The 26,906-nt window shown below is 67.5% G+C and carries 23 protein-coding genes; 5 read left to right on the forward strand and 18 right to left on the reverse strand.

All coding sequences use genetic code 11. The features are described from left to right. Positions 1–4 precede the first annotated feature (4 nt). From CA2_RS09520 to CA2_RS09540, 5 genes are all read right to left on the reverse strand, one after another. Complete coding sequence (locus tag CA2_RS09520; RefSeq protein WP_042415874.1) at positions 5–634, reverse strand: PilW family protein; 630 nt, start codon at positions 632–634, stop codon at positions 5–7. 20 nt (positions 635–654) lie between these two features. Beyond that, positions 655–1,044, reverse strand: a complete 390-nt coding sequence (locus tag CA2_RS17190) for a hypothetical protein (protein WP_052369897.1) — start codon at positions 1,042–1,044, stop codon at positions 655–657. Positions 1,045–1,066: 22 nt separating this feature from the next. Further along, on the reverse strand, positions 1,067–1,579 hold the full coding sequence (locus CA2_RS09530; RefSeq protein WP_162524647.1) for a type II secretion system protein: 513 nt from the start codon (positions 1,577–1,579) through the stop codon (positions 1,067–1,069). Next, positions 1,576–1,965, reverse strand: a complete 390-nt coding sequence (locus CA2_RS09535; protein ID WP_279823940.1) for a type IV pilin protein — start codon at positions 1,963–1,965, stop codon at positions 1,576–1,578. The genes CA2_RS09530 and CA2_RS09535 overlap by 4 nt, the downstream gene beginning before the upstream one ends. A 441-nt stretch (positions 1,966–2,406) precedes the next feature. Further along, on the reverse strand, positions 2,407–4,386 hold the full coding sequence (locus tag CA2_RS09540; protein WP_245620923.1) for a methyl-accepting chemotaxis protein: 1,980 nt from the start codon (positions 4,384–4,386) through the stop codon (positions 2,407–2,409). A gap of 275 nt (positions 4,387–4,661) precedes the next feature. On the opposite strand from CA2_RS09540, the gene CA2_RS09545 reads away from it, so the two are divergent. Further along, positions 4,662–5,810, forward strand: coding sequence for an NAD(P)/FAD-dependent oxidoreductase (locus CA2_RS09545; protein WP_042415886.1), 1,149 nt, complete (start codon positions 4,662–4,664; stop codon positions 5,808–5,810). Between the two features lie 178 nt (positions 5,811–5,988). Here CA2_RS09545 and CA2_RS09550 read toward each other — a convergent pair whose 3' ends face one another. From CA2_RS09550 to CA2_RS09575, 6 genes are all read right to left on the reverse strand, one after another. Beyond that, a complete protein-coding gene (locus tag CA2_RS09550; RefSeq protein WP_042415888.1) occupies positions 5,989–6,969 on the reverse strand; it encodes a Bug family tripartite tricarboxylate transporter substrate binding protein in 981 nt (326 codons plus the stop codon). Between the two features lie 243 nt (positions 6,970–7,212). Next, positions 7,213–8,277, reverse strand: a complete 1,065-nt coding sequence (gene fba / locus CA2_RS09555) for a class II fructose-bisphosphate aldolase (protein ID WP_042415891.1) — start codon at positions 8,275–8,277, stop codon at positions 7,213–7,215. A 140-nt stretch (positions 8,278–8,417) separates the two neighbouring features. After that, complete coding sequence (gene pyk, locus CA2_RS09560; RefSeq protein WP_042416014.1) at positions 8,418–9,854, reverse strand: pyruvate kinase; 1,437 nt, start codon at positions 9,852–9,854, stop codon at positions 8,418–8,420. 14 nt (positions 9,855–9,868) lie between these two features. Then, on the reverse strand, positions 9,869–11,275 hold the full coding sequence (locus tag CA2_RS09565; RefSeq protein ID WP_042415894.1) for an aminopeptidase P N-terminal domain-containing protein: 1,407 nt from the start codon (positions 11,273–11,275) through the stop codon (positions 9,869–9,871). Between the two features lie 43 nt (positions 11,276–11,318). Continuing rightward, entirely contained in the window at positions 11,319–12,059 is a 741-nt protein-coding gene (locus tag CA2_RS09570; protein ID WP_042415898.1) for a TSUP family transporter, read from the reverse strand. Between the two features lie 149 nt (positions 12,060–12,208). Beyond that, positions 12,209–12,979: a nucleotidyltransferase family protein gene (locus CA2_RS09575; RefSeq protein WP_042415901.1), complete on the reverse strand. Its 771-nt coding sequence runs from the start codon at positions 12,977–12,979 to the stop codon at positions 12,209–12,211. A 154-nt stretch (positions 12,980–13,133) separates the two neighbouring features. On the opposite strand from CA2_RS09575, the gene tkt reads away from it, so the two are divergent. Then, positions 13,134–15,176: a transketolase gene (tkt, locus tag CA2_RS09580; protein ID WP_042415904.1), complete on the forward strand. Its 2,043-nt coding sequence runs from the start codon at positions 13,134–13,136 to the stop codon at positions 15,174–15,176. Between the two features lie 96 nt (positions 15,177–15,272). Beyond that, entirely contained in the window at positions 15,273–16,271 is a 999-nt protein-coding gene (gap, locus tag CA2_RS09585) for a type I glyceraldehyde-3-phosphate dehydrogenase (protein ID WP_042415907.1), read from the forward strand. A 125-nt stretch (positions 16,272–16,396) separates the two neighbouring features. Here the strand turns inward: gap and CA2_RS09590 are convergent, their stop codons facing one another. Continuing rightward, the gene (locus CA2_RS09590) at positions 16,397–16,654 is read right to left on the reverse strand and encodes a hypothetical protein (RefSeq protein ID WP_042415910.1); all 258 of its coding nucleotides are present in this window, start codon (positions 16,652–16,654) and stop codon (positions 16,397–16,399) included. 459 nt (positions 16,655–17,113) lie between these two features. Between CA2_RS09590 and CA2_RS09595 the strand changes: the two genes are divergently transcribed. Beyond that, on the forward strand, positions 17,114–18,520 hold the full coding sequence (locus tag CA2_RS09595) for an aspartate ammonia-lyase (protein ID WP_042415918.1): 1,407 nt from the start codon (positions 17,114–17,116) through the stop codon (positions 18,518–18,520). A gap of 108 nt (positions 18,521–18,628) precedes the next feature. Here the strand turns inward: CA2_RS09595 and CA2_RS09600 are convergent, their stop codons facing one another. Beyond that, a complete protein-coding gene (locus CA2_RS09600) occupies positions 18,629–19,000 on the reverse strand; it encodes an HPF/RaiA family ribosome-associated protein (RefSeq protein WP_042415921.1) in 372 nt (123 codons plus the stop codon). Positions 19,001–19,394: 394 nt separating this feature from the next. Here CA2_RS09600 and CA2_RS09605 point away from each other — a divergent pair, with 394 nt between their 5' ends. Continuing rightward, complete coding sequence (locus CA2_RS09605; protein ID WP_042415923.1) at positions 19,395–20,267, forward strand: gamma-glutamyl-gamma-aminobutyrate hydrolase family protein; 873 nt, start codon at positions 19,395–19,397, stop codon at positions 20,265–20,267. Positions 20,268–20,396: 129 nt separating this feature from the next. Here CA2_RS09605 and CA2_RS09610 read toward each other — a convergent pair whose 3' ends face one another. From CA2_RS09610 to CA2_RS09630, 5 genes are all read right to left on the reverse strand, one after another. Beyond that, entirely contained in the window at positions 20,397–21,665 is a 1,269-nt protein-coding gene (locus tag CA2_RS09610; RefSeq protein ID WP_042415925.1) for a PepSY-associated TM helix domain-containing protein, read from the reverse strand. A gap of 12 nt (positions 21,666–21,677) precedes the next feature. Then, complete coding sequence (locus CA2_RS09615; protein WP_042415929.1) at positions 21,678–23,870, reverse strand: TonB-dependent receptor; 2,193 nt, start codon at positions 23,868–23,870, stop codon at positions 21,678–21,680. 373 nt (positions 23,871–24,243) lie between these two features. Further along, positions 24,244–24,729: an FKBP-type peptidyl-prolyl cis-trans isomerase gene (locus tag CA2_RS09620; RefSeq protein ID WP_042415931.1), complete on the reverse strand. Its 486-nt coding sequence runs from the start codon at positions 24,727–24,729 to the stop codon at positions 24,244–24,246. A 102-nt stretch (positions 24,730–24,831) separates the two neighbouring features. Then, positions 24,832–25,872: a pirin family protein gene (locus CA2_RS09625; RefSeq protein WP_042415933.1), complete on the reverse strand. Its 1,041-nt coding sequence runs from the start codon at positions 25,870–25,872 to the stop codon at positions 24,832–24,834. Between the two features lie 263 nt (positions 25,873–26,135). Further along, the gene (locus CA2_RS09630; RefSeq protein WP_042415936.1) at positions 26,136–26,846 is read right to left on the reverse strand and encodes a glutathione S-transferase N-terminal domain-containing protein; all 711 of its coding nucleotides are present in this window, start codon (positions 26,844–26,846) and stop codon (positions 26,136–26,138) included. Between the last annotated feature and the right edge of the window lie 60 nt (positions 26,847–26,906).

A 26,906-nucleotide genomic window follows, 5' to 3' on the forward strand; every position in this document is an offset into this window, starting at 1 on the left:
TCCATCACGATGCCCTCATATTCGCCAGACAGATGCTGGTGTGCAGCACCTGGCCGCTGCTGCTGGTTGCACTGAACGTCAGGCGAACCTGTTCCGCGGCCGGCCCGATGCCGAACGGTGCACAGGTCGCCGTGCTTTGCGCCAGGGTGATGGCGCCCTGCGGCACACGGTCCAGACTGCGCGGCGTACCCCATGCCAGGCTGGACCAGGCCGTCACATTGGCGCAGGCCACCGGCCCCAGCAGGCGCAAGCCACCGCCTTGTGCCGGGGCCCACAGCACCCGGCACTGCAACGCCCCGGTGATGTTGTCGCTCCACACCACGGCATTGCCCTGGCCATCGGCACTGTTCTGGCCGGTCAGCCGCTGGTGCTCGGCATCCCATGCCAGGTCCTTGAGCACCATGCCATGCGTGCCCCAGACGGCATCGGCAATTCCGAAGCCGGCCGACTGCAGGATCAACCCGGCCGACACGAAGCTGGCGTTGCGCTGCGCATTGGATTGGGCGTCCTGGCGGGCGTTCACCGTGGTCTTGACCATGCGCTGGAACAGCGACAGCGCCGCCAGGATGACGAGCATGGAAATGGCTAGCCCCACCAGCAAGCTGATCAGCGTCACGCCGCGCGGGCGCCGCATGCGGAAACCGGCCCCGCGCCTCATTGGTGGATCACCACGCTGCCCTGGCCCAGCAACTGCGTCGCCTGCGCATCACTGCCGGGAGTGGCGTAGCGCAGCTGCGTCACAACCGAGGTGATGGGCGCGGTCATCGCGGGCAAGCCGCCGCCAGCGGGCACCGTCACGCTCACCGACTGGGTCTGGCACTGCAGCGTCGGTGTCAGTTGCGCCGCACCGATCTGCAACGGCCCCACCGCCCCACCGCACAGGGCCTGCAAGCCCTGCGACTCCAGGGCAAAGCGCATCTGGCCCAGGGCCAGATCCTGCGTATTGGCATAGCGCTGCTGCGCCAGGATGCGCGCCGTCGCGTACGACAGCCCCAGCCCCAGCACGCCCAGCAAGACCATGCCTACCAAAGCCTCCAGCAGCATCTCGCCACGCTGCTTTCGGCGCTCAGTACCACTGGATCGTCTCATCGTTCTGAGCCCCCCCTCTTTGCACGACCAGGGAAGCGCCGGTCGCACCGACCGGCAACCCGCGGTTGTCGATGCCCCAGCTGTGTTGCGCGCCTTCGGACAGGGCAGCGCCATCAACCAGCACCTGGACCCCGGCCGGCAACTGTGCCGACCACGTGGGCACGGTGCGGCTGGACAGGTAGTTGCATGTGGCACTGCCCTGCGCCGCCTCCACCAGCAACCGATAACCGGCGCCCGCCAGGTGTTCCAGCGTCAGCACGGCCGCGGCCTGGCCTTCATGCGTCTGACAGGGGTTGCGCAGCGCCAGGGCCTTGGCCACCCCCCACCCCTGCTCCAGATCGCTGCGGGCCTGTTGGGTGCGCGATCCGTTAACCCAGTCACCGCCCAGCGAGACGCCAAGCAGCAGCAGGAAGGCCATGACCGTCAGCGTGACCATCAGCTCGATCAAGGTCAGACCCGCCTGGGCCGACAGGCCTGGGCGACCGCTCACCATGCACCCAGGGCCGGGCACGCGCTGGCCGCATTGCGCACGTTGTTGGCATCGAGGCTCAAGGTGCAGGCACCACTCTTGCGCGTCGCCGTCAGGGTGTAGGTCGTGCTGTCCGAGGTCACCCGGTAATCAAACAACTCCCCTTGCGTCGGTACCCAGGCGCTGAAGTCGGTCTGCATGCTGCCTTCACGGGCCGCCACGGTCCGCGGGACCAGCGCGTTCGCGTAGGTGGGGTAGACCAGGGTCTTCTGGAACCGGTTCTCCAGCACCAGGCTCAGCGCCACCAGATCGGCCGACGCGGCACGCGCTTGGCTCTTGGCCATGTACTGGCTGTACATGGGCATGGCCACGGCCGCCAGGATGGCCACCAGCGCCACCACGATCATCAACTCAATCAGCGTAAACCCTCGAGCAGCCACCGACCGGCTTGCCCGAACACCTGCAGAAAAATCCATAACTCTGGCCAAAAAACTTCTATGTGCGCGTAGAACGCTGGAAACAACAGAATATCGTGCGACTCGCGCAAAGCGATTGCGAAGGGACATAGGCTACAGGCCAGGCCCTGCTCAGGCCGTTGGTCGGCCTATTTCTGACAAGGGTTAACATTTATGCTGGGTCTAAACAACACCGCACGCCCTGCCACGCCCACCGTGCACCAAGGTGATGCACGCTGCTATCGTATTGCATGGCAATTAACGCTGGCCGTTACAGCGTTTCGCGCACTTTTCAAAGCCAAATCCAGTACTGGCAAGCGCTGCGCGCTCTCCATAAATTCAAAGCATGGAAAAAGGAGCCGCAGCTCCTTGAGGGGGGACAGGCCACGCGCCTCAGGCCAGGGCCAGTGACGGGCTGCGGGCCGACCGCACGTGCGGCACGGCCACGGCCTGCGCGGCGGGGGCGCCGTCCCAGCGGAACAGGGACACCGCCTGCACCAGCTCCTGCCCCTGCAGGTTCAGGCTGTTGGCGGCGGCGGCCATCTCTTCCACCAGGGCGGCATTTTGCTGTGTGGCCTGGTCCATCTGCTGCACCGCTTCGCCCACCTGGGCCACGCCGCTGGCCTGTTGCTGGCTGGCGCTGCTGATGGCGGCGACGATGTCGTTCACCTTCTGGATGGCGGCCACCACATCGTCCATGGTGTCACCGGCCTTTTGCACCAGCACATTGCCCTCGCCCACTCGCGCCACGCTGGCCTCGATCAGTTGCTTGATCTGCTTGGCCGCATCCGCGCTGCGCTGCGCCAGGCTGCGCACTTCGCTGGCCACCACGGCAAAACCGCGGCCCTGCTCGCCCGCGCGGGCGGCTTCCACCGCCGCATTCAGCGCCAGGATGTTGGTCTGGAAGGCGATGCCGTCGATGACGCCGATGATGTCGGCAATCTGGCGGCTGCTGTCGTGGATGCCCTGCATGGTCTGCACCACCTGGCCCACCACCGCGCCGCCCTGCACCGCCACATCGCGGGCCGAATGCGCCAGGTGGCTGGCCTCGCGCGCGTTGTCGGCGTTGTGGCGCACGGTGGCGCTGAGCTGTTCCATCGAGGCGGCGGTTTCCTCCAGCGCACTGGCCTGGCTTTCGGTGCGGCTGGACAGATCCAGGTTGCCCTGGGCGATTTCGGCGCTGGCCAGGGCCACACTGTCCGCACCCCGGCGCACCTGGGCCACCATGGGACGCAGGTGCGCGCGCATGGCCTGCTGCGCCTGCAGCAATTCACCCACTTCGTTGCTGCCCACGGCGTGGTCTTCACCACTCAGGTCCCCCTGGGCCACGGCCTGGGCCATGGCCACCGCCTGGTGCAGCGGCTGGGTGATGGAGCGCACGAACACCACGGCCAGCCACAGCCCGCCCGCCAGGCCCGCTGCCATCAGCGCCAGCATCGCGGTCAGTTGCTGGCGCAAGCGGCGCTCCTCGGCGCGCAGGGCCTCGGTCAAGGCCTCGGTGCCGCCCACGGCCAGTCCATTCACGGCCTCGATGCTGCGCGTCAGCGCGTCAAAAAAGGTCGGCGCGGCCAGGGACAGCTGCGGCGCGTTGATCAACTGGTCGGCCGCCATCTTCAGGCTCTCGCTGCCCAGCTGCTGGGCCTGGCCCCACGGTGCCTCCAGCACCTGGCGGTAACGGGGGTTGAGCTGCATGGCGCGCTTCAGCGAACGGCCCACGGACGCTTGCAGGTCCGCCACCCGCTGGTGCAGGGCGCGCAGACTGCCGCGGTTTTCAGGCGGCAGCGTGCCCTGGGCCAGGAAGCCGGCGCCCTGCCCGCGCAGCAGCCCCAGGCTTTCACTGAGCAGCGGGGCCTGGGTCAGCAGCGCCTGGATCATGGCCTGGCTGTCATCACGGGCCGTGGTGTTCAGGGCATAGGTGTGCAGCAGCGCTTCGTTGAGCAGCAACAGCTGCACCACCAGCTGGGTGTGCTGCGCCATGCTGTCGGGGCCGCGGATGCTGCGGCTGGCCACCGCCTGCTCCAGCGTCTTCCAGCGCTGCACCAGCTGGTCCAGTTGCTGGCGCAGCTCGGGCGGCGCCTCGGCCTGCGCCAGGGCCTGCTGGGCCTGCGCCAGGCGCTGGTGGACCGTCTCGCGCACCGCGTCGCGGCGGGCGGCCATGGTGGCATCGCCGCCCAGCATGCCGGCGGCCGTGCCGCGGTGCACCTGCAGCTGCTGCACGGCGGCATTGACGGCCATCATGGGCGGCATGCCGGTGGCCTCGCTGCGCGCGTGGCGCAGATTGCCCAGCACATCGGTCACATACAGCGACAGGGGCAGCGCCACCATCACCAGCGCCACCAAACCCAGAATCAGCAGCTTGTGGGACAAGCGCATGCGATGCAGCACAGAGGTCATAGCAAATTGCGATACAGCCACTGCTGTCCGCACAGTCAGTGCCCACACCGGCTCGAAAAAAGTTGGTGAAGCAAGTATCCGCAGTAAGCCTGTCAGCGCAGCGATCCGGCGGGCAAAAAAGTGGAGGCTTGCATCCAAAATTGACACAGATCAAGCAAAACACCGCCTGGGAAACCCCTGGGCCGTCGCCACCACCCCTTCACAAGGGCCAGAACCCGCGTATCGTTGCAGGCATGAGCGAAGCAACTAGCAATATGCAGGCCCAGCAATGGGACATCGTGGTGATTGGCGCCGGCATGGCCGGGGCCAGCACGGCCTGGCAGCTGGCGCAGGCGGGCCAGCGCGTGCTGGTGCTGGAGCGCGAAACCCAGCCCGGCTACCACACCACAGGCCGCTCGGCGGCCTTGTTCGAAGAGCATTACGGCCCCCCCCAGGTGCAGGCGCTGACGCGCGCCAGCCGCGCCTTCTATGAAAATCCGCCCCCCGGCTTCACCGATGTGCCGCTGCTGCACCCGCGTGGCGTGATGTACGTGGCCACGGCCGCGCAAAAACCGCTGATCGATAGCGCCTATGCCGAGGCGGTGCGCCACTCCCCGGGCGCCCAGCGCCTGGACGGCGATGCGCTACGCGCCCTGGTGCCGGTGCTGAACGCCAGCATCGTCGATGGCTTTGTGGACGATGGCGCGCGCGACATCGAGGTCCACGCCCTGCACCAGGGCTTTCTGCGCGGCCTGCGCCAGCAGGGCGGCCAGGTCTGGTGCCAGGCCGAGGTCACCGGCCTGCAGCACGACGTGTTCGCCAGCCGCTGGACGGTCACGCTGGCCGACGGGCGTCAGCTGCAGACCCACGCACTGGTGAATGCCGCCGGCGCCTGGGCCGATGGCCTGGGCGAGCTGGCCGGGGCCCGCGCCATCGGCCTGGTGCCGGCGCGCCGCAGCGCCTTCACCTTCCCCGCACCCGAGGGGATGGAGGCCGCGCACTGGCCGGCCGTCATCAGCGCGGACGAGAGCTTCTACTTCAAGCCCGATGCCGGGCAGCTGCTGGGTTCCCCGGCGAATGCCGACGCCACCTACCCCCACGATGTGCAGCCCGAGGAGGAGGACATCGCCACCGGCATCTGGAACATCGAGCAGGCCACCACGCTGCGCATCCGCCGCCCCTCGCACACCTGGGCGGGGCTGCGCTCCTTCGTCGCCGATGGCGAGATGGTGATCGGCTGGGATGACGAGGTCCCCGGCCTGTTCTGGGTGGCCGCCCAGGGCGGCTACGGCATCCAGAGCGCCGCCGCCTACAGTCTGCTGGCGCGCAACCTGCTGCTGGACGAGCCCATCGACCCCAGCCTGATGGACGAGGGCGTGGACCTGGCCGCGCTGGAGCCGGCACGCCTGCAGCGCGAGCGTTGATCCACAAAGCAGAGCAGGTAGCGCAGGTTCTGCAACCCTTTCCAGCGCTTTCAGGCCTGCAACCCTTGCCAGACAAGCGCTAGCAGCTCCTTTTTTGATAAACCACCATAAAAAAATCCCGTCCGGCGCTAACCGGACGGGCTTTGGGGTGGGCTCAGGGCATGCCTGCGCAGCCGGCTTACAGTTCGATCTTCGCGACGTCGATGATCTTCTTGTACTTGGCGATTTCGCCGTTGATGTACTTGCCCGCATCCAACTTGCTGTCCATCACGGACGCGCCGGCGTCTTCCATCTTCTTGCGGAACTCGGGCGAGGCCATGGTCTTGTCCAGCGCCGCCTTCAGCTTGGCCGCGATGGGCGCGGGCAGGTTGGCGGGGGCCATCATGGCGAACCAGGAGTTGATGTCCACATTCTTGAACTCGGGCGTTTCCGCCAGGGCAGGAATGTCGGGGGTGGCGGCGTAGCGCTTGGCTTCGGTGGTGCCGATGGGGGTCACCTTGCCGGCCTTGATCAGCGGCAGGCCCGAGGACAGCACGAACACGCCGTACTCGATGTTGTCGCCCAGCACGTCGTTCGTCAGCGCAGGCACGCCGCGGTAAGGCACGTGCTGCATGTCGATCTTGCCCTGGTCCTTCATCATTTCACCGGCCAGGTGCAGGGCCGTGCCCACGCCCGACGAACCGTAGCTGAACTTGCCGGGGTTGGCCTTGACGGCCTTGACGAACTCGGCGGCATTCTTCACGCCGGCCTTCTTGGAAGCCACCAGCACCATGGGCTGCGACGCCACCATGCCGATGGGTGTGAAGTCGCTGATCTTGTACTTCACGGCCTTGTTGATCTGGTTGGCAATGGCGATTTCGTTGTTCGCGCCCACCAGCAGCGTGTAGCCGTCGGGCTTGGCGCTGGCCACCTTCTGTGCACCAATGGCGCCACCGGCGCCGCCCAGGTTCTCGACCACCACGGTCTGGCCCAGGTGCTTTTCGATTTCGTTGGCCACCAGACGGCCCACCAGGTCGGTTGAGCCGCCCGCAGGGTAGCCCACGACGATGGTCACGGGCTTGTTGGGGAAGGAAGCGGCGTCATCCGCCAACGCGGAGCCGGCTGCCAGCATGGCAGCACCGCAGGCAATCAGGGTGCGACGAAGAATGGTTGTGGTCATAAAAGGTCCTTGTTGCCCGGATTGTGAACAACTTTTCACAATGTTTGCATGAATATATGCAATGTTGACATGCCACATGCGCAAGACCGGCGACCCGAAACAGGGCGCCCGTCCCGTGCAGGGTGCACCCCGCACCAAGATGGCACCTGCAGCAAAGCCGCCACGCACCCATGAAAAAAGCCCGCAGGCAATGCCTGCGGGCCGGGGTCTGTCAGGCGCGGGGCGCCGGCAGCGTCAGTGCGCTCAGTTCACAACCTGGGCCAGTTCGCCCGCGGCGTACTTCTTGGCCATCTGCTCCAGGCTGTAGCCCTTGATCTTGCCGCCCTGGCCTTCGCAACCGAACTCCAGGTAACGCGCCTTGCAGACCTGCTTGGCGGCTTCGCGCGCGGGCTTGAGCCATTCGCGGGCGTCGAACTTGTCGGGGTTCTCGGCCAGGAACTTGCGCACCGCACCGGTCATCGCCAGGCGGATGTCGGTGTCGATGTTCACCTTGCGCACGCCGTACTTGATGGCTTCCTGGATTTCCTTGACGGGCACGCCGTAGGTTTCCTTCATCTTGCCGCCGTACTGGTTGATGATGGCCAGCAGTTCCTGGGGCACGGAGGAGGAGCCGTGCATCACCAAGTGGGTGTTGGGGATGCGGGCGTGAATTTCCTTGACGCGGGAAATCGCCAGGATGTCGCCCGTAGGGGGGCGGCTGAACTTGTAGGCGCCGTGGCTGGTGCCGATGGCGATGGCCAGGGCGTCCAGCTGCGTGGCCTGCACGAACTGGGCGGCTTCCTCAGGGTCGGTCAGCATCTGGCTGTGGTCCAGCTTGCCTTCGGCGCCAATGCCATCTTCCTCGCCGGCTTCACCGGTTTCCAGGTTGCCCAGGCAGCCCAGTTCGCCTTCGACGGTGGCGCCGATGCGGTGGGCCATGGCCACGACCTGTTTGGTCACGTCCACGTTGTAGTCGAAGGACGAAGGCGTCTTGCCGTCGCTCATCAGCGAGCCGTCCATCATCACCGAGCCGAAGCCCAGGTTCAGCGCACCCTGGCACACCTCGGGGGTGGTGCCGTGGTCCTGGTGCATCACCAGGGGGATGTGGGGGTACATCTCGGCGGCGGCCTGGATCAGGTGCTTGATGAAGGGCTCACCAGCGTACTTGCGGGCGCCGGCGCTGGCCTGCAGGATCACGGGTGCGCCGACTTCGTCAGCCGCAGCCATCACGGCCTGGACCTGTTCCAGGTTGTTCACGTTGAAGGCGGGGATGCCATAGCCGTTTTCGGCGGCATGGTCGAGCATTTCACGCATCGAGATCAGAGGCATGGTCGTGGTCCGGTCAAAAAAGTTGGAATGTAGCGCGGCCGTAACCGCGTCGTAACCGCCGATTTTAACCGCCCCTACCCCGGCTGACCATGGCGCGGCGCAATCGCCCGCCCGCCCGCTGGGGTGGCGGCGCGCCGCCCTCAGGGCACGCGGCAGATCTGCAGCATGTTGGTGCCGCCGGGCTGGCCCATGGGCTCGCCGCAGGTGATGGCGTAGACATCGCCGGACTGCACGATGCCGCGCATGCGCAGGTGGCTTTCGGCCTGCACCAGGGCGGTGTCACGCTCGGCGCTGGTGTCCATCAGCAGCGGGCGCACATTGCGGTACAGCGCCATCTTGCGCTGGGTGCTGACCTTGGGGGTCAGCGCGTAAATGGGCGTGTGGATGCGGTGGCGGCTCATCCACAACGCGGTCGAGCCGCTGTCCGTCATGGCCACGATGGCCTTGGCGTCCAGCTTGTGGGCGGTGAACAGCGCGCCCAGGGCGATCGCCTGGTCGATGCGGGTGAACTCGCGCTCGCCGAACTGTGCGTCCTGGCTGCGGTCCTCGGCGGCCTCGGCCGCGGCGCAGATGTGGGCCATCTCACGCACCGTCTCCAGCGGGTACTTGCCGGCCGCGGTCTCGGCGCTGAGCATCACGGCGTCCGTGCCGTCGAGCACGGCGTTGGCCACGTCGCTGACCTCGGCGCGCGTGGGCACGGGGTTGGTGATCATGCTCTCCATCATCTGGGTCGCGGTGATCACCACCTTGTCCATGTCGCGCGCCATGCGGATCATCTTCTTTTGCAGTGCCGGCACGGCGGCGTTGCCCACCTCCACGGCCAGGTCGCCACGCGCCACCATGATGCCGTCCGAGGCCTTGAGGATTTCCTCCAGCAGCGGGATGGCCTCGGCGCGCTCGATCTTGGCGATCAGGCCGGGGCGGTGGCCGCTGCCGGCGCAGGCCACGGTGCACAGCTGGCGCGCCATTTCCATGTCGGTGGCGTTCTTGGGGAAGCTGACCGCCACGTAGTCGGCGCCCAGGGCCATGGCGGTCTTGATGTCCTCCATGTCCTTGGCCGTCAGCGCCGGCGCCGTCAGGCCGCCGCCCTGCTTGTTGATGCCCTTGTTGTTGGACAGCTCGCCGCCGATGGTCACCGTGGTGTGCACGGCATCGCCCAGCACGCGCTCCACGGTCAGCACGATCAGGCCGTCGTTGAGCAGCAGCACGTCGCCCGCCTTCACATCGCGCGGCAGCTCCTTGTAGTCCAGGCCCACGCCCTGCAGGTCGCCCGGCTCCTTGCGGCTGGCATCCAGCACGAAGCTGGCCCCCGCCACCAATTGCACCTTGCCGTCTGCGAACTTGCCGACGCGGATCTTGGGGCCTTGCAGGTCGGCCATGATGGCCACTTCGCGCCCGGCCAGCACGGCCGCCTCACGCACGGCCTTGGCGCGGTCGATGTGGTCCTGGGCGGTGCCGTGGCTGAAGTTCAAGCGCACCACGTTCACGCCCGTGGCAATCATCTTGGCGAGCAGATCCACCTCGCTCGAGGCGGGGCCCAGGGTGGCCACGATCTTGGTGGCACGGCGGATGTACAGGTCTTGCAGGCTCATCAAACAGGTCTCTCTTGGGGGGGGTAATCGCGCATCAGGGCTTCGATCTCGGCCACCTCCACGGGCACGCCGCGGGTGATCAGCTCGCAGCCCGTGTCGGTCACCACGGCATCGTCTTCGATGCGGATGCCGATGTGGTGGAAGGCTTGCGGCACGCCGGGCGCTGGGCGCACGTAGATGCCGGGCTCGATGGTGGTGACCATGCCGGGGCGCAGGATGCGGCTGGGCCGGGTGGTCACCACCTGGCCGCTGAGCGCATCGGTGTGCTGCGTGCTCTGGTCGATCTCGCTCGGCTCCACGTAGCTGCCGCAGTCGTGCACGTCCATGCCCAGCCAGTGGCCGGTGCGGTGCATGTAGAACTGGAAGTAGGCGCGCTGCGCGATCACGTCCTGGGCCGTGCCGTAGACGTTGCGGTCCAGCAGTCCCACGTCCAGCATGCCCTGCGCCAGCACGGCCACGGCGGCATCGTGCGCATCGCTGAAGCGGTTGCCGGCCTTGGTCACCGCCACTGCGGCCTTCTGGCTGGCCAGCACCAACTGGTACAGATCGCGCTGCGGGCCGCTGAACTGGCCGTTGGCCGGGAAGGTGCGGGTGATGTCGCTGGCATAGCCGTCCAGCTCGCAGCCGGCGTCGATCAGCACCAGCTCGCCGGCGCGCACGGGCGCCTTGTCGGCGCGGTAGTGCAGCACGCAGGCGTTGGCGCCGGCGGCGACGATGGACTCATAGGCCACGCCATTGGCACCGCCCTGGCGGAATTCGTGCAGCAGCTCGGCGTCCAGGTGGTATTCGCACACGGCCTCGCCGGCGCGCAGCATGCGGGCCGAGCGCTGCATGGCACGGATGTGGGCGCGGGCGCTGATCTGGCCGGCGCGGCGCATGAGGTCCAGCTCGTGCGCGTCCTTGACCAGGCGCATCTCGTCGAGCAACGTGCAGACATCACCCTGCGCCGCCGGGCACAGCGCCCCGGCACGGGTGCGGGCGCGCACCTGGCCCAGCCAGCCTTCTACGCGCGCGGCCAGCCCCTCGTGGGTGGCAAACGGCCACCAGACGGTGGCCTGGTTTTCCAGCAGGCGCGGCAGGCGCGTGTCGAGGTCATCGATGGACAGCGCCTCGCTCACGCCCAGGGTCTGCACCGCGGCCTGCGGGCCCAGGCGGTAGCCGTCCCAGATCTCGCGCTCCAGGTCCTTGGGCTGGCAGAACAGGGTGCTGCTGCCATCGGCCCGCAGCACCAGGCAGGCGCCGGGTTCGGTGAAGCCCGTCAGGTAGTAAAAGTAGCTGTCATGCCGGTACAGATAGCTGTTGTCGCGGTTGCGACCGCGCTCCGGTGCCGTGGGAATGATGGCGATGCCGCCATCGCCCAATTGGGCGGCCAGGCGGGCGCGGCGTTGTGCGTAAACAGAAGTCATGCCACCGATGGTACTGCGCCGGAATGCCCCTGCGCGCCAGGGTTCAGGCCCATAGCAGGCTGACACCGGCCAGCATCAGCAAGGCGCACACCAGCCACTGCAGGGCCCGCTGCGGCAGCGGCGGCGGATGCCGCGCCACCAGCCACGTCACGGCGGCCACCACGGGCAGGGCCACCGCGCTGACCAGCACCGAGGACCAGGCCAGCTCGCCCATGGCGATGACCACCCCCAGGCGCAGTACATTGCCCATCAGGAACAGGGCCAGCAGGCTCTGGCGCACCACCAGCGGCGACAGCGGCTGGCGATACAGGTGGTAGACCAGGGGCGGGCCGGACGTGGAAAACAGGCCGCCCAGCACGCCCGCCAGGCCCCCGGCCAGCCACGTCGACGGCCAGGGCGAGGGCGCCGTGCGCTGCGCCTTCTGCAGCAGCAGGACCACGGCGCACAGCACGATGGCCGCGCCCAGGATCATGCGCAGCACGCCCAGGGCGCTGCCGCTGAGCCAGTGCAGCAGCGCCAGCCCCAGCAGCGTGCCCAGCAGGCTGGTGATGGCCAGCGGCTGGAGCACGTCCCAGCGCGGCTCGAACGGGTGGCTGCGCAGGTAGACCGCACCGTTGACCAGCGACAGCAGGCAGGCCACGTTGGCGGCGTCGGCGATCGGCATCAGCTGCAAGGCCCCGGCCACGCCCACAAAGATCAGTCCAAAGGCAAAGCCCGTGAGGTTCTGGCACATCGACGCCAGGGCCACCACCACGAACAATTGCGCGTATTCCCACACCACCATCTCGGGTCTCCCATGCGGCGCCCCCGGGCCCTGCCGCGGCGGAATGCGCCGCATCCAACGAAAAAAGGATCTGCACGCGCGCGTCCCACCTGGGTTTCAAAGCCCTAAGCCTTGAAAACCTCGGCGCAGCGCGCGCCACCTGCTCTTTTTTATACAGCCTGGTTCAAGGCCGCCAGGCGCTCGGGCGTGCCCACATCGGTCCAGCGGCCGGTGTACAGCGAGGCCCCGCAGCGCCCCGCATCCATGGCCTGGCGCAGCAACGGTGCCAGCGGCGCGGCCACGCCCTGCGGGTTGCCGGCGGCGATGTCGCACCAGGGCGCGGCAAACAGCGCCGCCTTGAGCAGGGCGATGGTGCTGTAGGTGTAGCGCGGCGGCGCACCGGCCTGGCCGGCCGGTGCGGGCGGCAGGTTCAGCGCGCGGCCCGTGCCGCTGCCGGGCGTGCTTTCCTGCAGGCCAAAGTCGCCACCCGGGTGGTGCGCCGGGTTGGGCACCAGCCACACATGGGCCAGATCGTCGGACGCGGCAAAGGCCTGCGCCTGGGCCGCGTCGAAGACGAAGTCCGGCGCGTACACATCGCCCGCCGCCAGCCAGAACGCGGCGCCCAGCCGGGGCACGGCGCGGGCGATGCCGCCAGCGGTTTCCAGGGCTTGGCCGAAGTCGTCCTGCTCGTGCGAGTACTGCAGCTGCAGGCCCTGCGCGGGCCAGACGGCATCCAGGTGCGCAGGGATCTGGGCGCCCAGCCAGGCGGTGTTGACCAGCACCTGGCGCACGCCATCGCGCTGCAGGGCCCCCAGGTGCCAGTCCAGCAGGGCACGGCCTTGCACCGTCAGCAAGGGTTTGGGGGTGGTGTCGGTCAGGGGGCGCATGCGCTCGCCGCGGCCGGCGGCCAGCAGCATGGCGGGAAGGGAGGCAAAAGTCATGGCGTAGCAGTTTTCTCTGGCGTGCGCAGGCACGCAGCAGCCCACACTGTAGGCGATGCAGGGGGCTATGTAATCGACTGGAAACCGCCGCCAGCCCACACCGGTAAAATCCCGCAATTCTTTGCACCAACACCAACCCCGGAGCCAATCTCCCATGGCAAACACCCCGATGATGGCCAACGCAATCCGTGCGCTGGCAATGGACGCCGTTCAACAAGCCAACTCCGGTCACCCCGGCGCCCCCATGGGCATGGCCGACATGGCCGTGGCGCTGTGGAGCCGCCACCTGCAGCACAACCCCACCAACCCCCTGTGGGCCAACCGTGACCGCTTCATCCTGTCGAACGGCCACGGCTCGATGCTGATCTACGCGCTGCTGCACCTGAGCGGCTACGACCTGCCCCTGCAAGAGCTGAAGAACTTCCGCCAGCTGCACAGCAAGACCGCCGGCCACCCCGAAGTGGGCATCACCCCCGGCGTGGAAACCACCACAGGCCCCCTGGGTCAGGGCATCACCAATGCCGTGGGCTTCGCCCTGGCGGAAAAGCTGCTGGCCGCCGAGTTCAACCAGCCCAAGCACGCCATCGTCGACCACCACACCTTCGTGTTCATGGGTGACGGCTGCCTGATGGAAGGCATCAGCCACGAAGCCGCCGCCCTGGCCGGCGCCTGGAAGCTGAACAAGCTGATCGCCCTGTGGGACGACAACGGCATCTCCATCGACGGCCAGGTCACGCCCTGGTTCGGCGACGACACCCCTGCGCGCTTCGAAGCCTACGGCTGGAACGTGATCCGCGCCGTGGACGGCCACAACGTGGACGCCGTGGACGCCGCCATCGCCCTGGCCAAGAAGAGCAAGGACAAGCCCACACTGATCTGCTGCAAGACCAGCATCGGCAAGGGCTCGCCCAACCGCGCCAACACCGCCAAGGCCCACGGCGAACCCCTGGGTGCCGACGAAATCGCCCTGACCCGTGCCGCCCTGGGCTGGACGCACGCGCCCTTCGAGATCCCCGCCGAGGTCTACGCCGACTGGGACGCCAAGGCCGCCGGCCAGAAGGCCGAAGCCGCCTGGAACAAGAAATTCGCGGCCTACGCCAAGGCCTTCCCCGCCCAGGCCGCCGAATTCACCCGCCGCATGGCCGGTGACCTGCCCGCCAACTTCCTGCAAGTGGCCGCCCAGATCGCGTCCGACGCGCACGACCAGGCCGCCACCGTGGCCAGCCGCAAGGCCAGCCAGCTGGCCCTGGAAGGCCTGACCGCCGCCCTGCCCGAACTGCTGGGCGGCTCGGCCGACCTGACAGGCTCCAACCTGACCAACACCAAGTCCACCCCTGCCTTCCGCGTGGACGCCAAGGGCGCCGTGGTCAAGACCGAAGCCGGCCAGATCGGCCGCCACATCAACTACGGTGTGCGCGAGTTCGGCATGGCCGCCATCATGAACGGCATTGCGCTGCACGGTGGCTTCATCCCCTACGCCGGCACCTTCCTGACCTTCTCCGACTACAGCCGCAACGCCATCCGCATGGCGGCCCTGATGAAGCAGCGCGTGGTGCACGTGTTCACGCACGACTCCATCGGCCTGGGCGAAGACGGCCCCACCCACCAGTCCATCGAGCATGCCGCCTCGCTGCGCCTGATCCCCGGCCTGGACGTGTGGCGCCCCGCCGACACCACGGAAACCGCCGTGGCATGGACCGTGGCCCTGAGCCAGAAGCACAAGCCCACGGCCCTGCTGCTGAGCCGCCAGAACCTGGCCTACGCACCCAAGAGCGAAGACGCGCTGGACCACATCGCCAACGGCGCCTACGTGCTGTCCGAGCCCAAGGATGTGGGCCTGAAGGGCAAGGCCCAGGCCGTGATCATCGCCACCGGCTCCGAAGTGCAGCTGGCCCTGGCCGCGCAAAAGCAGCTGGCCGCCCAGAAGATTGCCGTGCGCGTGGTCTCCATGCCCAGCACCACCACCTTCGACAAGCAGGACGTGGCGTACAAGACCAGCGTGCTGCCCGCCGGCCTGCCCCGCATCGCCGTCGAAATGGGCGTGACCGACTTCTGGTGGAAGTACGGCTGCGCCGCCGTGGTGGGCATCGACACCTACGGTGAATCGGCCCCCGCACCCGTGCTGTTCAAGCACTTCGGCTTCACCGCCGAAAACGTGGCCGCCACCGTGATCGAGGCGATCCAGCGCAACAAGTAATCACGACTGAAACACCCGCCCACGCCTTGGCCGAGGCGGGTGTTTTACGTACAGTGACCCGGTTTTGTTTTCACATTCCATAGCAACGAGGCAACTATGACTATCAAGGTTGGCATCAACGGTTTTGGCCGCATCGGCCGCAACGTGCTGCGCTCTGCAGTGCAAAACTTCTCCGACATCGAGATCGTTGGCATCAACGACCTGCTGGAGCCCGACTACCTGGCCTACATGCTGAAGTACGACAGCGTGCACGGCCGTTTCGACGGTGAAGTCGCCGTGGAAGGCAACACCCTGATCGTCAACGGCAAGAAGATCCGCCTGACCCAGGAACGCGATCCCGCCGCCCTGAAATGGAACGAAGTCGGCGCCGACATCGTGATCGAGTCCACCGGCCTGTTCCTGACCGACGAAACCGCCCGCAAGCACATCGCGGCCGGCGCCAAGAAGGTCATCATGTCGGCCCCTTCCAAGGACGCCACCCCCATGTTCGTGTTCGGCGTGAACGACAAGACCTATGCCGGCCAGGACGTGATCTCCAACGCCTCGTGCACCACCAACTGCCTGGCCCCCGTGGCCAAGGTGCTGAACGACAAGTGGGGCATCAAGCGCGGCCTGATGACCACCGTGCACGCTGCCACCGCCACACAGAAGACCGTGGACGGCCCTTCCAACAAGGACTGGCGCGGCGGCCGCGGCATCCTGGAAAACATCATCCCCTCCAGCACCGGCGCTGCCAAGGCCGTGGGCGTGGTGATTCCTGAGCTGAACAAGAAGCTGACCGGCATGTCCTTCCGCGTGCCCACCTCCGACGTGTCCGTGGTCGACCTGACCGTGGAGCTGAACGCCGAAGCGTCCTACGAAGAAATCTGCGCCGAAATGAAGGCCCAGTCGCAAGGCGCGCTGAAGGGCGTGCTGGGCTACACCGAAGACAAGGTGGTGGCCACCGACTTCCGCGGCGAGACCTGCACCTCCGTGTTCGACGCCGAAGCCGGTATCGCCCTGGACAAGACCTTCGTCAAGGTCGTGGCCTGGTACGACAACGAGTGGGGCTACTCCAACAAGTGCCTGGAAATGGTGCGCGTGGTGGCCAAGTAATCTTCCGGATTACCTGCCAAAACAGGCTCCAGCGCTTGCCCATCCAGCGCTGGCAGCTATGAAAAAAGCCAAGTCATCGACTTGGCTTTTTTTGTGCCATGGCCCCCGGGGCCGGTGGCGGCGCCTCAGCGCAGGATGGCGATGCTGCCCTCGTCCACGTAGTACATGAACTCCTCGCGCGCCAGCGTCACCGTGACCGGCTGGCCCTCGCTGGTCCAGGACACCACCATGCTGGCCAGGGCCACGTCCACCTGCACTTCCTGCCCTTGGGGGATATCGTCCAGCGGGCCATCGCCTACGCGGTGCTGGACCCGGCCTTCGATGCGTGCCTGAAAGCGTTCGGGCAACTGGGTGATGGCGTCGGTCTCTGGGATTGTTGTCATAGGTTCCTCCTAGTTTGCGGGGCGCGGCCGTGGCCGGCGCTGGGCCTGCCATCTGAACATGCCGCGCGCGCCCTGTCTGTCAGCCAGGGGGCCGTATCACCGCCCCGACCGCAGGAACCCAGGGCCGCTGATACACCGTTTTAGACACATGTTTTCGCACTGCTTCAGTGCGATATGCGACAAAAACCACTAATCTATGCAATTTATTCATTTTTATGCGATTTATTTAGGCAAATACACGCAAAAAGCACCTTGAAAGTGCAAATGCACGGCATCTATGCACAAATGCGGTGCAACCCATGCGCACGGCTTTCATAATCCCTGGCAATGCCCCGCGGCGCCCCCGGCCCTGCGACCGGGCACACGGCCCCGCCATCCGGGCCCTGCACGCCGCCTGTCCGGGCGGCGTTTGCACGTCTGGCGGGTCGGCACGCCATTCAACGAGAGAGCCACACCGCCATGCGCCAGGAACACGACTTTTTGGGTCCCAAGGACATCCCCGACCACGCCTACTGGGGCGTGCACTCCGCCCGGGCGGTGGAGAACTTCCCCATCACCGGCCACACCGTGGCGCAGATGCCGGCCCTGGTGCGCGCCCTGGCGCATGTGAAGCAGGCCGCGGCCGCCGCCAACCTGCGCCTGGGCGTGATCAGCCAGACCCAGGCGGATGCGATTGCCCAGGCCTGCCAGCGCCTGATCGCCGGCCAGCACCATGAGCAGTTCGTGGTGGACGTGCTCCAGGGCGGAGCCGGCACCTCAACCAACATGAACGCCAATGAGGTGATCGCCAACCTGGCGCTGGAAATCCTGGGCCTGCCCAAGGGCCGCTACGACGTGATCCACCCCAACGACCACGTCAACGCCTCGCAGTCCACCAACGATGCCTACCCCACGGCGGTCAAGCTGGCCACCTACTTCGGCATCCAGGACCTGCTGGCGGCACTGGCTGCGCTGCGCGGCGCCTTCCAGGCCAAGGCCGGGGAGTTCGCCCACATCCTCAAGATCGGCCGCACGCAGCTGCAGGACGCCGTGCCCATGACGCTGGGCCAGGAGTTCACGGCCTTTGCCCAGATGATTGCCGACGATGAGCAGCGCCTGCGCGAATCGGCGACCCTGATGTGCGAGATCAACCTCGGCGGCACCGCCATCGGCACCGGCATCAACGCCCCCGTGGGCTATGTGGACGTGGTGGTGCCCACGCTGGCCGCGCTGTCCGGCGTGCCCGTGGTCAAGGCGCGCGACCTGATCGCCGCCACAGGCGACACCGGCGCCTTTGCCGACATCTCCGGCATCCTCAAGCGCATCGCCGTCAAGCTGTCCAAGATCAGCAACGACCTGCGCCTGCTGTCCTCCGGCCCGCAGGCCGGCGTGGGCGACATCCGCCTGCCCGCACGCCAGGCTGGCTCGTCCATCATGCCGGGCAAGGTCAACCCGGTGATACCGGAGGTGGTGAACCAGGTTTGTTTCGAGGTCATCGGCCATGACGCGGCCATCACCATGGCCGTGGAAGGCGGGCAGCTGCAGCTCAACGCCTTCGAGCCACTGATGGCCTGGGCCCTGCACCAGAGCCTGAGCCACCTGGGCCGCGCCTGCCACACCCTGCAGCGCAACTGCGTCGAGGGCATCGAGGCCAACACCGCCCTGCTGGACGCGCGCATCCACGAGTCGGTGACGCTGGTGACCGCCCTCAACCCACTGATCGGCTACGAGAAGGCCGCCCAGATCGCCAAGACGGCCATGGCCTCGGGCAAGCCCATCACCCTGGTGGCCGAGGAGCTGGGCATCATGGACCAGGCGCAGATGCGCGCGCTGCTGGTGGCCGACAAGCTGACCACGCCCGGCGCGCTGACGGCCACGGCGGCCTGAACCAGGCAGCAGCGCAGGCCGGCCTTGCGCGGGCCCGGCCCATGAAAAAAGCCATGGCCGAAAGGCCATGGCTTTGGGGTACAGAAACTGTCGGTGGCGGTGTGGGAATCAGCCGTTCGTGCCGGTGGCCGCGTCGTCCACCCCGCGCACGCTTTCACGGCCGTTCTTGTCGCGCAGCTTGTCCAGATCGGCTTCCACGGTGCGGCGCAGCTTTTCCAGCGCGGCATTGAATGCGTCCTTGACCTTTTCCGCCTCGGCATTCACGGCCACCGGAGGGCGACCGTTGGCCCGGGTTTCCAGCACGCACTTCTTGCCCGGGCCGCCCGTGGCTTTCAGGGCATCCACCCCGGTCAGGAACACCTCGACGCGCACCACATGCTCCTTGAGCCGGGCCAGTTTGGTGTTGATTTCCTCATGGGCCCATGTCTCCAGCGAATCGCCACCCTGGATGGTTGCGTCGGTATGGACTTGTACTTGCATGCATCTCTCCTTGTCACCAAATGCCGTGCCCTTGATCGCACGACGGGTTTTGCTGAGGCCAGCGGAAATCAGGTTGCTGCACACATCCTAGCAGCGCTGCAGCCACCTGCCGCCCGACAACCACAGTGTGGGGTCAAAAACTGCCGCTGCAAGTCAGTCCAGGGCGTCTGATTGACCCGGATCAACCCGACCACCGCCGCCGCGGCGTCGGCCGGTCGCCACACCCCGGCCGGGCCGCGGGGCCGGATAGACTCAAAATACATAGCACGCCAGCCAGTCTGGATGGATGCCACCGGGCGGCGTTCTGCGGCAGTTGCGGCAGCTCTCCTACATGACAAAACCCGGGGACGCGGTTACAAACCCAAGCATCGCCATCCCTGCCGTGCCTGTCGCCATGTCCCCACCTGCCTCGCGCCGCCTCAAGATCGGGCTGTCCGCCTGCTTCTCCCACGCCGACCCCAGCCGCCCGTTGTTCACCGGCAAGACCCTGCAGTACGTGGAGCAGTCGATCGCGCACTGGATCATGTCCTCGGGCGCGATGGTGGTGATGGTGCCCTGCCCCATGGGCGAGACCGCCAAGGGCGATGTGACCCTGGCGCATTACGCGCAATGGCTGGACGGCGTGGTCATGCACGGCGGCGCCGATGTCTGGCCCGGCAGCTATGGCGAGGAGCCGCTGCGCCCCGAATGGCTGGGCGACCGCGTGCGCGACCTGTACGACCTGGCCGTGGTCGAGGCCTTCAGCCAGGCGGGCAAGCCCATCTTCGGGGTGTGCCGCGGGTTGCAGCTGATCAACGTGGCCTTTGGCGGCACGCTGTACCAGGACATCCTGACCCAGGTGCCGGGCGCGCAGATGCACCGCAACGCCACCACCTACGACCGGCACCAGCACGACATCCACATCGTCAAGGGCTCGCGCCTGGCCCAGCTCTACCCCAACACCTACATGGCGCGGGTCAACAGTATCCACCACCAGGGCATCAAGGACGTGGCACCGGGCTTCGAGGTGGAGGCCTGGAGCGTGCCCGACCACATCCCCGAGGCCATCTACCGCCGGGCCCCGGGCCAGAGCTACATCGCTGCCACGCAGTGGCACCCTGAGTTTCATCACCCGGACAGCCCCATCATCGACAGCAGCGTGCTGCTGGGCGACTTTCTGACCGCCTGCCAGCGCGCCAAGTTCCAGCCCGCGGTGGGCCACAGCCCGTTCCGCATCCGCGACCGCGCCGCGCGCCTGCTGCGCCGGGCACTGCTGCGCAGGCGCTAAAAAAAGGAGCAGTCCGCACCCATCCTGCGCTGGTCTTACATGCAAAACGCATCAAAAACCACCTAAGACGAGCGCGGACCGCTCACTTTTTTCACCAACCCCACCGCAGCGGGGCTGCCGGCCCGTCGCTCAGGCGCTGTCGCCCACCAGGGCCTGCGGGGCGCGCGCCGCCGCGCGGCGGGCGCGGCGCTTGCGCTCCCAGATGACGATGCCCGTGACCGACAGCATCACCACCATCAGCCCCATGACCGACATCAGGATGCGCCCGGGCAGGCCCAGGATGCGGCCGGAGTGCAGGGGCAGCTGCAGCTGCACGAAGACATCGGCCGCCGTGCCATGCCAGGGGCGGTGCTGGCCCAGTACCGCGCCGTCCTCGGCGCTGACGTAAAGGTTCGACAGCCCCATGCCCTGCGCACCCAGCTCGTTGCTGGGGTCGAAGAAGGAGACGTTGTAGAACGGAAAGTCGCCGCCGTACCAGATGCCCCCGGGCGGATGCTCGAAGCCCTGGCGCTCGCCCTCCGCGCGCGCGATGTCGATCGCCTGGGCGAACGAGATCTTGGGCTCGATGAAGCTGCCAAACGGTGCGGGCGTCAGCGTTTCGTAAGGGCCCGGCGTGGTGGTCGATATCTGGCGCATCACGGGATAGAACACCTCGCGGTACAGGTTCAGCGAGAACGAGGTGAAGGACACCACGATGATGATCAGCCAGACCCACAGCCCTCCGGCCCGGTGCAGGTCGAAGTTGAGCTTGTAGCCGCCAGCACGCCAGCGCACCACCCATGCGGGCTGCCAGCGGGCCCACCACGAGCGCGCCGGCGCGGGTGCCGCGCGTGCCCTGCGCACGGCCGCCAGGCGGCGTGGCAGCGTCAGGTACAGGGCCACGAAGCTGTCGATCAGCCACATCAGCGCCACGCCCCCCATCAGCCAGAAACCCCAGCGGTCGCTGCCCCAGAAGGCCGGCATGTGCAGGCTTTCGTGCAGGTGGCGCAGCCAGGGCATGAGGTTGCGCTGGCTCAGCACCAGGCTCTTGGAGTTGCGCTGGCCCGTCACCTGGGCGGTCACGGGGTCGACGAACACGTTGTTGTAGCCCAGGGCGTAGGGCGCACCGGTCGCCGGGTCCTTGCGCGGACGCACCAGGAACGAGGCGGCATGGCCTTCCTCCAGCCCCAGGGTCATGTACGACACCTCGGCGCGCGGATCGTGCGCCTCCACGGCCGCGGCCAGCGCCAGCGGGTCCTGCAGCGCGCCCCGGCCGGGCGTGTGCATGATGTCGGCGTTCAGCCACTCGTCGATCTCGTGGTCCCAGGAAATCACGGCGCCGGTGGCCCCGGCGACGATGAGGAACAGCGCCACCGTCAGGCCCAGCCAGCGGTGGACCACGGTCCAGAATTCACGCATGCGAGCCTAGCCTCAGAAGTCCACGCTGGCGCTGAGCGTGAAGGTGCGGGGCGCGCCCTGGACCAGGTAGCCGCTGCCTGGGTAACCACCGACCGAGGCCCAGTAGTCGCGGTCTGCCACGTTGTCGATGCGGGCGTTCAGCGTGACCAGCTTGCCGCCGACCTCCATCAGGTAGCGCGCACCCAGGTCCAGGCGGGTCCAGGCGGGCACGCGCAGGGTGTTGGCGGCATTCGCCTGCTGCGCCCCGGTGTAGATGGCGCGGGCGTTGAGCGACAGGCCCTGCACGCCGGGCACATCCCATTCCGCACCCAGGTTGGCCTGGCTGCGCGGGACCCCCACCACACGGCGGCCGTCGTTGGCCTGGTTGGCGGTGGAGCGGTAGGTGGCGTCCAGCAGCGTCAGGCCCCCCAGTACCCGCAGGCCCTTGACCGGTTCACCAAACAGGTTGAATTCCAGGCCCCGGTTGCGCTGCTCGCCAAACACGCCATAGACGTTGTTCTCCACATAGGCGCTGGGCATGTCGGTGGTGAAGAAGGCGACGCTGCCGCCGATGCGGCCGCCGTCGTACTTCAGGCCCACTTCCTTCTGGCGCGAGACATAGGGCGCGAACACCTGCCCGGCATTCAGCACCGGCTGGCCGCCATTGGTCGCGGGCGCCGTGCCGCCCTTGACCAGCCCTTCGATGTAATTGGCATACAGCGACAGGTCGGGGCGCAGCTTGAACACGGCTCCGGCCACCGGCGTCACGCGGCTTTTCTCGTACTGGCCTGAACTGGCACCCGTGGTGGCGTCAAAGCCTTCCACCTCGATGGTCTGGTGGCGCAGACCCAGCGTGAGGCGCACACGGTCGTCCATGAACCCCAGGGTGTCGGCCACAGCCAGGCTGGTGTTCTTGATGCGCTCGGTTTCACGTGGGCTGCCCAGGATGCCGCCAAAGCCGGTCAGGGGCGGCGGGGTCAGGGCCACGGGCTGGTAGATGTTGTTGCTCAGGCCGGTGCCATAGTTGTAGCCCCAAGCGTTGCGCTCGCTGGAATCAAACAGGTTCAGCGACGCCACGACCGCGTGCGTGACGGCACCGGTGGCGAACTGGCCACGCAGGCCCAGCTCGCCGGTTTGGATGTGGTTTTCGCGGGTGTTGTCAAAACGGTTGACTGTGGCATCGCCCGCAGCGCTGGACAGCGTCAGGCCCGACAGGCGGTTGTCCTCCTTGCCACGGCGCATGCCCACGGCGGCCCAGCCGGTCCATTGCGCGTTGAAGTCGAACTCGCCGCGCACGGTGCCAAACAGGTCCCGGCTGTTGGAGTACGTCCAGGGCTGGCCGTAGTTGGTGGCCGCGTCCGGCGCCTGGGGAATGGGCAGTGCGGCGCTGGGCGTGACGGCGGGGCGCGTGCCGCTCATGTTGTGCTCCTGCCAGCCCAGGTCGGCCGACAGGCGCGCACGGCGGCTGCGCCAGTCCAGGCCCAGCGATGCCACGGTGGTGCGGGCCTTCTCGTCATCCACGCCGGTGCCCCCGCTGCGGCGCGCCAGGTTCAGGCGCACGCCGGTGGCATTGTCGGGACCGAAGCGGCGCGACAGATCGGCCCCGCCATAGCTTTGCCCGCCACTGGCGCCGCCGACCGTGACCCGGTTGAGCGGCTCATTGCTGGCGCGCTTGGGCACCACGTTGATCAGCCCGCCCAGGCCACCACCGCTGACGCTACCGGCGCCCGCACCGCTCAAGAACGCGTTGGCGCCGCGAAACACCTCGACGCGCTCGACGAACTCGGTCGCCATGTACTGCCGCGGCACCAGACCGTACAGGCCGTTGTAGGCCACATCGTCCGAGTACAGGGTGAAGCCGCGCACGAAATAGGTCTGCTGGAAGTTGCCAAAGCCGCGCGCCTGGCGCACCCCGGCGTCATTGAGCAGCACGTCCCCCACGCTCTTGGCCTGCTGGTCCTGAATCAGGCTGCTGGTGTAGCTGGTGGCGGAGAACGGCACATCCATCATGTCTTGCGTGCCCAGCACGCCCGCACGCGCACCGCGCGCCACCTGGCCGCCGGCAAACGGCTTGGACAGGCCTTCGGCCGAGGCATCGGCACTGGCTTCGACCGTGACGGTCTCCAGGGTGGCGGCAGCCTGGTTCTGCGCGGATGCGGCCGAACCCAGGGTCCAGAACGACAAAGCGACCGCAACCGGTCGCAGGGGGAAGGCAGGAGAATGCATGAACTGAAGTATTATTGAGAACTATTTTTATTTATACCACTCCAAGCCCGCCTGCTCCAGGCAGGAGCCCCATTCGCAGTGGGGACTAACACACGCGCTCACCGATGGCACCGCGCCGGCATGGCAGTGCGCGCCCCTGGGATCAAGGGTGCCCTAGCCAAATGCGCTGGCCAGGTCCGTGCGCACCGCTCTGTGGCCTGCCCACCACCAACTCTCCCGGGCCCCAGCCAGCCCGCTGCACGGCGGGATCCATACTTTTCAAGCCTTTTCGGCATCCAGCCCTTGCCCTGCCTGCGCCAAGCGCTCCTGTTTTTCGAGAAAACACCATAAAAAAACCGCCTGACGGCGGTTCTTCCTGCGGGGTGCAGCGGGCTCAATGGTGGTGGCCGTGGCCGCCGTGCACGTGGCGGTGCGCTACTTCCTCTTCCGAGGCGGCACGCACTTCGGTGATCTTGCAGCTGAAGCGCAGCGCCTTGCCGGCCAGGGGGTGGTTGCCGTCCAGCTGGACCACGGGGCCCTTGATCTTCACCACGTTGTAGATCTGGGGCAGGCCCTGGTCGTTGGTGCCGCGCAGCTGGCCGCCCACCTTCACGCCCGCGGGGAATTCGCCCTTGGGGATGGTGCGCTGCAGGCTGGGGTCGTGGGGGCCGAAGGCCTCGTCCACGCTCAGGTCCACGGTCAGCGACTCGCCCACGGCCTTGCCGTCCAGCGCGGCCTCGACCTTGGCAAACAGGTTGTCGTAGCCACCGTGCAGGTAGGCCACGTCGCCCTTGTCCAGCAAGGCGCCGGCGATGCCGCCCTGCAGCAGTTCGTGGATCTTGTAGTTCAGCGTGACCGCCGTGTCTTGGGTGATGTTCATGTGCGTTGCCACAAAAAAGTGGCGGCCAGGCCGCCACGGTTGGAATGCGCTGCATTGTCCACCATCGCCCGCCTGCCCTGCAGGCACCGGGTGGGCATCACGTCAGGCGGATGCGGGCACTTCGTCCGCGGTCTGCCCCGGATGGCGCGCAAAACGGCGCGGCGTGGCGCCGTGCACCGGGGCCTGGCTGTCCCAGGGCCAGCCCCCGAACTGCGTGCGGCGGAAGTCCTGCATGGCCTGCATGATCTGCTGCTGCGTGTTCATCACGAAGGGGCCGTACTGCACCACGGGTTCACCCAGCGGGCGGCCCTGCAGCAAGAGCAGCTCGGCCACCTCGTCCCCGGTGTTGACCAGGGCCAGGTCGCGCCCGGCCTCCACCTGCAGCGCGGCGTGCGCGCCCAGGTCCTCGCCCTCCAGCTGCAGGGCATCGCCCACAAACCAGTACAGCATGCGGCGGGTGGCCGCCCCTGCGGCCCGGGGCAGGGTCCAGCGGGCGCCGGGCTGCAGGCGGAGGGTCCAGATGGCGACGTCGGCCTCGGCCTGGGAGGCCCAGGATTCGGGCGGCGGGGGCAACGGTGCCCCCGCCCCTGCCAGGGCACCGGCGACCACGGTCACCGTGGTCTGGCGCCCGGCGGCATCGGTGTGCTGCAGGCGCGGGATGCGCTCGTTCCACAGCATGGTGAAGTGGGGCGGGACCATCTTCTGGCTGGCCGGCAGGTTCAGCCAGATCTGGAACAGCTCCAGCGGGTTGGAGCGGTCGGTGTGCAGCAGCGGAAACATCTCCGAGTGCATGATGCCGGCGCCGGCCGTCACCCACTGCACGTCGCCGCCGCCAAAACGCGCGGCCGCGCCCAGCGAATCGGCATGGTCAATCAGGCCTTCGCGCACCAGGGTCACGGTTTCAAAGCCGCGGTGGGGGTGGCCCGGGAAGCCCGGCACATGGTCGCCGTGGTACATGGAAAAGCCGTCCTTGCCGCTGAAGTCGCTGCCCATGGGGCGGTCTTCCAGCTCGACGGCCTGCACGCCCAGGGCGCCGTCCCCGGCGGGGTAGGCGTCGTTGTGGTGGGCGCAGAACAGAAAGGGGTCGATGCACGGCCACTGATTGCCCAGAGGCAGGCGTTGAAGGATGGGGGATGCGGACATGGCCGTCGCTCCTGCTGGGTGCCGCCATCCCCGTCCCCTGCGGACGGGCAACACTGCGGCGTTGCACATGCTCCGAAGATAAGGGCGCGGGCCGCCCGCTCCAAGCCCTGCCACTGCAACAGAGCGTTCCAGCAGCAAGACGGTGGCAGCGCAGGCACCGCCAACGTCCCAGCGGACAAGCGCAGGGCCACGGCCCGCAGCGGGTGCGCGGGGTGCGCAGCCTCACCCCTGCCCGTGCGCAGCGGGCCCCTTGCGCGCCGTGCTCAGGCCGCCGCGGCAGCAGGCACGCACAGGCCGCGCTGCACGGCGGGGCGCGCCAGCCAGGCCTGCAACACGCGCTGCACGTTGGCGTAGTCGGCCAGGCCCAGCAGGGCATCGGCCTCGTAGTTCACCGACAGGCAGCGCACCCAGGGCAGCACGGCGATGTCGGCGATCGTGTAGTCGGTGCCCAGGATCCAGTCGCGGCCCTGCAGGCGCGCATCCAGCACCCCCAGCAGGCGCTTGGCCTCGGTCACATAGCGCTGCAGCGGGCGCTTGTCCTCGAAGTCCTTGCCGCCATAGCGCCAGAAGAAGCCCACCTGGCCGAACATGGGACCGGCACCGCCCATCTGCCACATCAGCCACTGCAGGGCTTCATAGCGCCGCGCAGGGTCCTGGGGCAGGAGCTGACCGGTTTTTTCGGCCAGATAGACCAGGATGGCGCCGGATTCGAACAGGCCCAGCGGCTGGCCGCCCGGGCCGTTCGGGTCCCAGATGGCGGGGATCTTGTTGTTGGGGTTGAGCGCCAGGAATTCGGGTGTGAACTGGTCGCCGGCCTGGATGTCCACGCGGTGGGCTTCGTAGGGCAGACCCACCTCTTCCAGCATCACCGAGACCTTGATGCCATTCGGTGTGGGCAGCGAATACAGCTGCAGGCGCTGCGGGAACTGGGCCGGCCACTTGCCGCCGATGGGGTGTGCGTGGGATTGCTGCATCAAGTCGTACCTCCGTCCATGGGCCGGCCACCATGGCGGCCCCGAGTCGTCCGATGGTAG

This window comes from Comamonas aquatica NBRC 14918 (genome assembly GCF_000739875.1).
Classification (GTDB): Bacteria; Pseudomonadota; Gammaproteobacteria; order Burkholderiales; family Burkholderiaceae_C; genus Comamonas; species Comamonas aquatica.

Bases quoted from the DNA above. Each gene is read 5' to 3' on its own strand.
- CA2_RS09545 (WP_042415886.1), top strand. From the start codon at position 4,662: ATGCAGGCCCAGCAATGGGACATCGTGGTGATTGGCGCCGGCATGGCC.
- gap (WP_042415907.1), top strand. From the start codon at position 15,273: ATGACTATCAAGGTTGGCATCAACGGTTTTGGCCGCATCGGCCGCAAC.
- CA2_RS17190 (WP_052369897.1), bottom strand. From the start codon at position 1,044: ATGCTGCTGGAGGCTTTGGTAGGCATGGTCTTGCTGGGCGTGCTGGGG.
- CA2_RS09625 (WP_042415933.1), bottom strand. From the start codon at position 25,872: ATGTCCGCATCCCCCATCCTTCAACGCCTGCCTCTGGGCAATCAGTGG.
- CA2_RS09600 (WP_042415921.1), bottom strand. From the start codon at position 19,000: ATGCAAGTACAAGTCCATACCGACGCAACCATCCAGGGTGGCGATTCG.
- tkt (WP_042415904.1), top strand. From the start codon at position 13,134: ATGGCAAACACCCCGATGATGGCCAACGCAATCCGTGCGCTGGCAATG.
- CA2_RS09610 (WP_042415925.1), bottom strand. From the start codon at position 21,665: ATGCGTGAATTCTGGACCGTGGTCCACCGCTGGCTGGGCCTGACGGTG.
- CA2_RS09520 (WP_042415874.1), bottom strand. From the start codon at position 634: ATGCGGCGCCCGCGCGGCGTGACGCTGATCAGCTTGCTGGTGGGGCTA.
- CA2_RS09605 (WP_042415923.1), top strand. From the start codon at position 19,395: ATGTCCCCACCTGCCTCGCGCCGCCTCAAGATCGGGCTGTCCGCCTGC.
- CA2_RS09590 (WP_042415910.1), bottom strand. From the start codon at position 16,654: ATGACAACAATCCCAGAGACCGACGCCATCACCCAGTTGCCCGAACGC.
- CA2_RS09540 (WP_245620923.1), bottom strand. From the start codon at position 4,386: ATGCGCTTGTCCCACAAGCTGCTGATTCTGGGTTTGGTGGCGCTGGTG.
- CA2_RS09565 (WP_042415894.1), bottom strand. From the start codon at position 11,275: ATGACTTCTGTTTACGCACAACGCCGCGCCCGCCTGGCCGCCCAATTG.
- CA2_RS09570 (WP_042415898.1), bottom strand. From the start codon at position 12,059: ATGGTGGTGTGGGAATACGCGCAATTGTTCGTGGTGGTGGCCCTGGCG.
- CA2_RS09620 (WP_042415931.1), bottom strand. From the start codon at position 24,729: ATGAACATCACCCAAGACACGGCGGTCACGCTGAACTACAAGATCCAC.
- CA2_RS09630 (WP_042415936.1), bottom strand. From the start codon at position 26,846: ATGCAGCAATCCCACGCACACCCCATCGGCGGCAAGTGGCCGGCCCAG.
- CA2_RS09615 (WP_042415929.1), bottom strand. From the start codon at position 23,870: ATGCATTCTCCTGCCTTCCCCCTGCGACCGGTTGCGGTCGCTTTGTCG.
- CA2_RS09550 (WP_042415888.1), bottom strand. From the start codon at position 6,969: ATGACCACAACCATTCTTCGTCGCACCCTGATTGCCTGCGGTGCTGCC.
- CA2_RS09575 (WP_042415901.1), bottom strand. From the start codon at position 12,979: ATGACTTTTGCCTCCCTTCCCGCCATGCTGCTGGCCGCCGGCCGCGGC.
- fba (WP_042415891.1), bottom strand. From the start codon at position 8,277: ATGCCTCTGATCTCGATGCGTGAAATGCTCGACCATGCCGCCGAAAAC.
- CA2_RS09595 (WP_042415918.1), top strand. From the start codon at position 17,114: ATGCGCCAGGAACACGACTTTTTGGGTCCCAAGGACATCCCCGACCAC.
- CA2_RS09535 (WP_279823940.1), bottom strand. From the start codon at position 1,965: ATGATCGTGGTGGCGCTGGTGGCCATCCTGGCGGCCGTGGCCATGCCC.